This is a genomic window from Mesorhizobium sp. M2A.F.Ca.ET.067.02.1.1, from assembly GCF_004023285.1.
Taxonomy (GTDB): domain Bacteria; phylum Pseudomonadota; class Alphaproteobacteria; order Rhizobiales; family Rhizobiaceae; genus Mesorhizobium.
On sequence record NZ_RZSB01000343.1, the window covers coordinates 1 to 6,199 of the forward strand.

Here is a 6,199-nt window from a genome sequence, read left to right on the forward strand (position 1 = left end):
CACCGGCAAGAGCGCCGGCGACCTGACCGGCGAGCTCGGCGACACGCTCAAGGCGCCGACGGGCGTCTCTTTCCTGCCCTATCTCTCCGGCGAGCGGACGCCGCATAATGATTCCGCCATTCGCGGCTGTTTCACGGGGCTTGCGCATCAATCGAGTCGGGCCGTGCTGACGCAGGCGGTGCTGGAAGGCGTCGCCTTTGCCTTCCGCGACAGCCTCGAAGCGCTGAAGACGGCCGGGACGACATTGAGCCGGGTCACTGCGATCGGCGGCGGCTCGCGCTCGCGCTACTGGCTGAAGGCGATCGCCACCGCGCTGCAGGTGCCGGTCGATATTCCGGCCGATGGCGATTTCGGCGCGGCGTTTGGCGCGGCAAGGCTCGGGTTGATCGCCGCGACCGGCGCCGATCCGCTTGCGGTATGCACCGCGCCGGCGACGGACGCGACGGTTGAGCCGGATGCGGGGCTTGGTGGGGCTTTTGCGGATGCCTATCAGAGGTATCGCGCGCTCTATCCGGCGATAAGGGCTGTAACTGCGTGAGCAGGCGCGAGGCACCTCGTAGTCGCATGAGCGGGCGCGAGGCCCCCCTCTCTGCCCTGCCGGCCATCTCCCCCTCAAGGGGGGAGATTGACAGTTGGAATGCCCCGCTCCCTCCTGCAACGCTGGAGATTGGCGAAAGCCGAAGCGACATCCGATCTCCCCCCTTGAGGGGGGTGAGGAGTGGTCCGCGCAGCGGGCGGAAAGCCAATTGCTTGGCTTTCCGAACGACGAACGCCCGGAGCGATAGCGAAGGGCCGGAGCGGGCAGGCCAGAGAGGGGGGCCTCGCGCCTGCCTTACCCGGATAGCCTCACTTCGCCGGCACCTTGTCCAAAAACCCGGTGACGCTCTTCAGGCGGCCGTTCTCGATGACGCCGATATCGGTGCCCTCGATGACGGACTCCGTCCCTTCGGGCCCAAGATTCCACGAGAAGCGGATGCGGTCGGCGAAACCGTCCGGTTCACCCTTCAGCGAAAACCGGAAACCGGCGAAGCGCTGCTGCACGCCGTTGATGAGGGCCGCGACGCCGTCATGGCCGTCGCCCTGCATGACCGGGTCGCGATAGCTGACATCGCTGGTGAAGGCAGCTTCGAGCAGCGCCTTGCGGCGGATCGCATCGCTCTCGTTCCAGGCGGCGATGTAGTTGCGGGCGATCGTGTTGAGGTCGGTCATTGTAATGCTCCTTCGTTGGATCGTTTCGACATGACCTTTTTGGCGCCCCGCAGAAGCGAAACCAATTACGCCTGAGGTAATCGGGCGAATGCACCCGGAGAGGAAGGAAACCATGAGCAGCGGATTTTTCGGCGACATCAAGAAGATCAAATATGAGGGACCGGATTCGACCAATCCGCTGGCCTATCGCTTCTACAACCCGGACGAGGTGGTGGCCGGCAAGCGGCTGGAAGACCATCTGCGCTTCGCCGTCGCCTACTGGCATTCCTTCGCCTGGCCGGGCGGCGACCCGTTCGGCGGCCAGACCTTCGACCGGCCCTGGTTCGCCAAGCCGGGCGGCATCGACACGATGGATCTGGCCAGGCTCAAGGCCGATGTCGCCTTCGAGATGTTCTCGCTGCTCGGCGCGCCCTATTTCTGCTTCCACGACGCCGACGTGCGCCCGGAAGGCAAGGATTTCTCCGAGAGCGCGGCGCGCCTCGACGAGATCACCGACTATTTCGCCGACAAAATGAAAAAGACCGGCGTCAAGCTGCTCTGGGGCACGGCGAACCTGTTCTCGCACCGCCGCTTCATGTCGGGCGCGGCCACCAATCCCGATCCGGATGTGTTCGCCTATGCAGCGGCGACGGTGAAGAAGTGCATCGACGTGACGAAGAAGCTGAAGGGCGAGAACTACGTGCTGTGGGGCGGACGCGAGGGCTATGAGACCTTGCTCAACACCGACCTCGCCCGCGAGCAGGAACAGGCCGGCCGCTTCCTCAACCTCGTCGTCGACTACAAGCACAAGATCGGCTTCAAGGGCACGATCCTGATCGAGCCGAAGCCGCAGGAGCCCACAAAACACCAGTACGACTACGACGTCGCGACCGTTTACGGCTTCCTCAAGCGCTTCGGCCTGGAGAAGGAGGTCAAGCTCAACATCGAGCAGGGCCACGCGATCCTCGCCGGCCATTCCTTCGAACACGAGTTGGCGCTGGCCAATGCGCTTGGCGTCTTCGGCTCTATCGACATGAACCGCAACGACTATCAGTCGGGCTGGGACACCGACCAGTTCCCCAACAATGTGCCGGAAATGGCCCTGGCCTATTACCAGGTGCTGCAGGGCGGCGGCTTCAAGACCGGCGGCACCAATTTCGACGCCAAGCTCCGGCGCCAGTCGCTCGATCCGGACGACCTCCTGATCGGCCATATCGGCGGCATGGATGCCTGCGCGCGCGGCCTGAAGGCGGCGGCGAAGATGATCGAGGACAAGGCGCTGTCCGGTCCGCTCGCCGAACGCTATGCCGGCTGGAACACCGCCGAAGGCAAGGCCATGCTTTCCGGCAAGCGCACGCTGGAGGAGATCGCCGAGCGCGTGGTGAAGAAGAAGATCGAGCCGCAGCCGCGCTCCGGCCGGCAGGAGCTGCTGGAGAACATCGTCAACAGGTATGTTTAAAGAACGGCACGCTGCCTCGCGCCCGAGCAATCGGGACGCGAGGCAGGCCTGAAATTGCATTCGCGTGGGCTGAATCACGCGACAAAACTTTGCCCCGCGCTGCCCCTCAATCACCTCGTTCTTGCCTTCAAACAGCCGTCACGGATCTCGTATAAACGTGGCTCCTGTGGCGGGTGAAGAAGAAGGAGGCGAACCGATATGCAGCACGAACGCGAAATCGACGCCCTGCTCTCGTCCGGCGAAACCGGATCGATCATCGACCGGCTGATGGCATTGCCGCACTCGAAAGACAATGCGCGCAAGACAAATGAATGGGATCGCGCGGTTGCCGCGCGGCTCGAAACGGCGCTGGCCAAGAGCATGCGCTCGCGCATCGTCGGCGAAGGCCGCGACGCCGCCTGATTCTTCCGTGGCCTGATTCTCTCGTGGCCTGATTTTCTCCTGGTTTGACGAACGGAGACCGTTTCTCCATCCTGCGCCGATGATACGCGCGGTGCTGCTCGATCTTCTGGGTGTCGTCTACGATGGCGATACCCCGATACCAGGCGCGGCCGCGGCTATCGAACGTCTGCGTAAGGCCGGCCTGCCGCTGCGTTTCGTCAGCAACACGACACGCTCGCCGCGCAGCAAGATCATCGCGCAGCTTGTGGCCATGGGCATCGACGTCGCGGACGAAGAGTTGCTGACGCCGGCGCGCGCCGCGGTCGAATGGCTGCGCAATCACGACCGCCAGCCGCATCTGCTCGTCCATCCCGACCTCGAAGCCGAGTTTTCCGGACTGGAGGGCGGGAACGGGCGTGCTGTCGTCGTCGGCGATGCCGGCGAGGGCTTCGACCATGCGAGCCTGAACCGGACATTCCGCGAGCTTGCCGCCGGTGCCGATTTCGTGGCGCTTGCCGTCAATCGCACCTTCAAGGATGCCGACGGCCAGCTCAGCCTCGACGCCGGCGCCTTCGTCGCAGCGCTGGAATTCGCCAGCGGACGAAGCCCCGTGGTGCTCGGCAAGCCGTCGCCGGATTTCTTTCTCTCGGCGCTTGCGGACCTGGACTGCCCGGCGGCCGATGCGGTCATGGTCGGCGACGACGCCGAGGGCGATGTCGCCGGCGCGCTGCGCGCCGGGCTTGGCGCGGCGCTTCTGGTGCGCACCGGCAAATATCGTCCCGGCGACGAAACACGCTTCGATCCGGCTCCCGCAGCGCTGGTCGACGATCTCGCGGCAGCAGCCGAGTGGATATTCAGCCGCGCCGCAATCTGACCGGCGCCTCGCCGAACGCTCTTGAAAATGCCCTGGAAAATGCTGCGGCGGACGAGAAGCCGGTCCGCCCGGCAATATCGGCCATGGCGATGCGCGTGTCGACCACCAGGCGACGGGCGGCGCTGAGGCGCAGCCTCAGATAATAGGCGCCGGGCGTCTCGCCGATCGATTTGCGAAAGATGCTTTCCAGCGTTCTTGCCGTGACGCCGGCGCGCTTGGCCACGGCGTCAATGGTGAGCGGCTGGTCGACATGCGCTTCCATCAGCCGGATCGCCTGGGCAAGCCTGGGATCGTAGCCGTCGAGCCGGCCGAGCGAGACCAGCGGCTGCGCGTCGGTCGCGGCGCGCGCCTGGTCGTAGATGAAGACGCTCGCCACATCGAGCGCGGCGGCCATGCCGAGCCTGGTGCGGACGAGGTGCAGCATCAGGTCGAAGGTCGGCGAGGCGCCGCCGGAGGTGAACACCGGACCGTCGATGACATAGCGGTCCGGCCGCACGTCGACGCCCGGGAATGCGGCGGAGAAATCCTCCATGTCCTCCCAATGGGTGGTGGCGCTGCGGCCTTCGAGCAGCCCGGCGCGCGCCACCAGCCAGGTGCCGGCCTCGACGCCGCCGCAGGCGCGCGCGGCGCGTGCCGCGCGGCGCAGGCCGGCAAGCAGCGCCGAGGTGGCGTAGTTCTGCGTGCCGAAACCGGCGACGACGACCAGCATGTCGCTCGGCTCGGCGGCGTCGAAGCGGCCGCTGACGGCCACGGGGAGGCCGCAAGTGGTGACCGGCGCCTCGCCGGTAACCGAGACCAGCTTGAAATCGAACAGCGTCTCGCCCGAGATGCGGTTTGCGGCGCGCAGCGGATCGACCGCAGAAGCCACGCACATGATCGACGAGCCCGAGAACACAAGGAACGTCACCTTGAGCGTCTCGCGCTCGGACCGAAAGATGGTGGGCTTTTCGCTTTTGATCATGAGCGCTTCGTAAAACGCAAAACAGTTTCCGGCAAGTCGGTCATTCTGTGTCTATCCCGTGCATAGCCCAACAGGCTTCCGCTTTTGGCGGCACGCATGGCCGATCGACCCTGGGAGGATCAAGATGCCGCTTGCGATGAACCGTGAGGTCTTCATTACCTGTGCCGTGACCGGCTCCGGCGGCACGCAGGACCGCAGCCCGCATGTGCCGCGCTCGCCCAAGCAGATCGCCGAATCGGCGATCGACGCGGCCAAGGCGGGCGCCGCGATCGTGCACTGCCATGTGCGCGATCCCGCGACCGGCAAGCCTAGGCGCGACCTGCATCTCTATCGCGAAGTGACCGAGCGCATTCGCGATGCCAATGTCGACGTGGTGCTGAACCTCACCGCCGGCATGGGCGGCGACATGGTGTTCGGCTCGCCGGAAGCGCCGTTGCCGCTCAACGAGAAGGGCACCGACATGGGCGGCGCCACCAACCGCATGAAACATGTGCGCCAGTGCCTGCCGGAGATCTGCACGCTGGATTGCGGCACGATGAATTTCGCCGAGGCCGACTATGTGATGACCAACACGCCCGGCATGCTGCGCGCCATGGGCGGCATGATGACGGCGCTGGGCGTCAAGCCCGAGATCGAGGCCTTCGACACCGGACATCTGTGGTTCGCCAAGCAGCTGGTCGAGGAGAAAGTGCTCAACGCGGACGCTCTGGTGCAGCTCTGCATGGGTGTGCCATGGGGCGCGCCTGACGATCTCAACACTTTCATGGCGATGGTCAACAATGTGCCCTCGACCTGGAACTGGTCGGCCTTCTCGATCGGCCGCAACCAGATGGCCTATGCGGCTGCGGCGGTGCTCGCCGGCGGCAATGTCCGCGTCGGGCTGGAAGACAATCTCTGGCTCGACAAGGGCGTTCTGGCCACCAATGCGCAGCTGGTCGAGCGCGCCGCCAGCATCGTCACCAATCTCGGCGCCCGTATCCTTGGGCCAGAGGAGGTGCGCAAGAAGCTCAATCTGACCAAGCGGGCGCCGATCGCGGCCGCGGCGTAAAGCGGGGCGTTGGTGATGGCTGATACCGTCAAATTCACCGCGATGAAGGACGGCGACAAGGAAGACTATGAATTCCTGACCGCCCATGAGATCGACTATGCCGCCAAAACCGGCGACCGGCTGCTCGATGCGCTGGTGCAGCTGGACGAAGGACTTTCCGGCTACAAGATCACCCGGCTCGGCCATTCGCTGCAGGCGGCGACGCGCGCCTGGAAGGATGGCGCCGACACCGACTGGATCGTCTCGGCGCTGCTGCACGACATCGGCGACATCTACGCGCCCTACAAC

7 protein-coding genes and 1 pseudogene are annotated in these 6,199 nt (G+C 65.1%); 6 read left to right on the forward strand and 2 right to left on the reverse strand.

The annotated features are described in order from the left end of the window. On the forward strand, positions 1-538 hold a 538-nt coding region (locus EOA28_RS21485), incomplete at its 5' end, for an FGGY-family carbohydrate kinase (RefSeq protein WP_245501575.1). Between the two features lie 308 nt (positions 539-846). Here the strand turns inward: EOA28_RS21485 and EOA28_RS21490 are convergent. Beyond that, positions 847-1,209: a nuclear transport factor 2 family protein gene (locus EOA28_RS21490; RefSeq protein ID WP_127251754.1), complete on the reverse strand. Its 363-nt coding sequence runs from the start codon at positions 1,207-1,209 to the stop codon at positions 847-849. 112 nt (positions 1,210-1,321) lie between these two features. On the opposite strand from EOA28_RS21490, the gene xylA reads away from it, so the two are divergent. The 3 genes from xylA (at position 1,322) to EOA28_RS21505 (ending at position 3,902) form a co-directional block, all read left to right on the forward strand. After that, positions 1,322-2,647: a xylose isomerase gene (gene xylA, locus EOA28_RS21495; RefSeq protein WP_127251753.1), complete on the forward strand. Its 1,326-nt coding sequence runs from the start codon at positions 1,322-1,324 to the stop codon at positions 2,645-2,647. Between the two features lie 198 nt (positions 2,648-2,845). Then, positions 2,846-3,049, forward strand: coding sequence for a hypothetical protein (locus EOA28_RS21500; protein WP_126079938.1), 204 nt, complete (start codon positions 2,846-2,848; stop codon positions 3,047-3,049). Positions 3,050-3,140: 91 nt separating this feature from the next. Further along, complete coding sequence (locus EOA28_RS21505) at positions 3,141-3,902, forward strand: TIGR01458 family HAD-type hydrolase (protein WP_348527559.1); 762 nt, start codon at positions 3,141-3,143, stop codon at positions 3,900-3,902. Here EOA28_RS21505 and EOA28_RS21510 read toward each other — a convergent pair. Continuing rightward, positions 3,883-4,863: a GlxA family transcriptional regulator gene (locus EOA28_RS21510; protein WP_127251751.1), complete on the reverse strand. Its 981-nt coding sequence runs from the start codon at positions 4,861-4,863 to the stop codon at positions 3,883-3,885. The genes EOA28_RS21505 and EOA28_RS21510 overlap by 20 nt on opposite strands. 124 nt (positions 4,864-4,987) lie before the next feature. Between EOA28_RS21510 and EOA28_RS21515 the strand changes: the two genes are divergently transcribed. Further along, on the forward strand, positions 4,988-5,911 hold the full coding sequence (locus EOA28_RS21515; protein ID WP_127251750.1) for a 3-keto-5-aminohexanoate cleavage protein: 924 nt from the start codon (positions 4,988-4,990) through the stop codon (positions 5,909-5,911). 15 nt (positions 5,912-5,926) lie between these two features. Continuing rightward, positions 5,927-6,199: pseudogene (locus EOA28_RS21520) on the forward strand (peptidase); the annotation flags it as partial.

Coding starts and splice junctions, on each gene's coding strand:
- EOA28_RS21490 (WP_127251754.1), bottom strand. CDS start 1,209: ATGACCGACCTCAACACGATCGCCCGCAACTACATCGCCGCCTGGAAC.
- xylA (WP_127251753.1), top strand. CDS start 1,322: ATGAGCAGCGGATTTTTCGGCGACATCAAGAAGATCAAATATGAGGGA.
- EOA28_RS21500 (WP_126079938.1), top strand. CDS start 2,846: ATGCAGCACGAACGCGAAATCGACGCCCTGCTCTCGTCCGGCGAAACC.
- EOA28_RS21510 (WP_127251751.1), bottom strand. CDS start 4,863: ATGATCAAAAGCGAAAAGCCCACCATCTTTCGGTCCGAGCGCGAGACG.
- EOA28_RS21515 (WP_127251750.1), top strand. CDS start 4,988: ATGCCGCTTGCGATGAACCGTGAGGTCTTCATTACCTGTGCCGTGACC.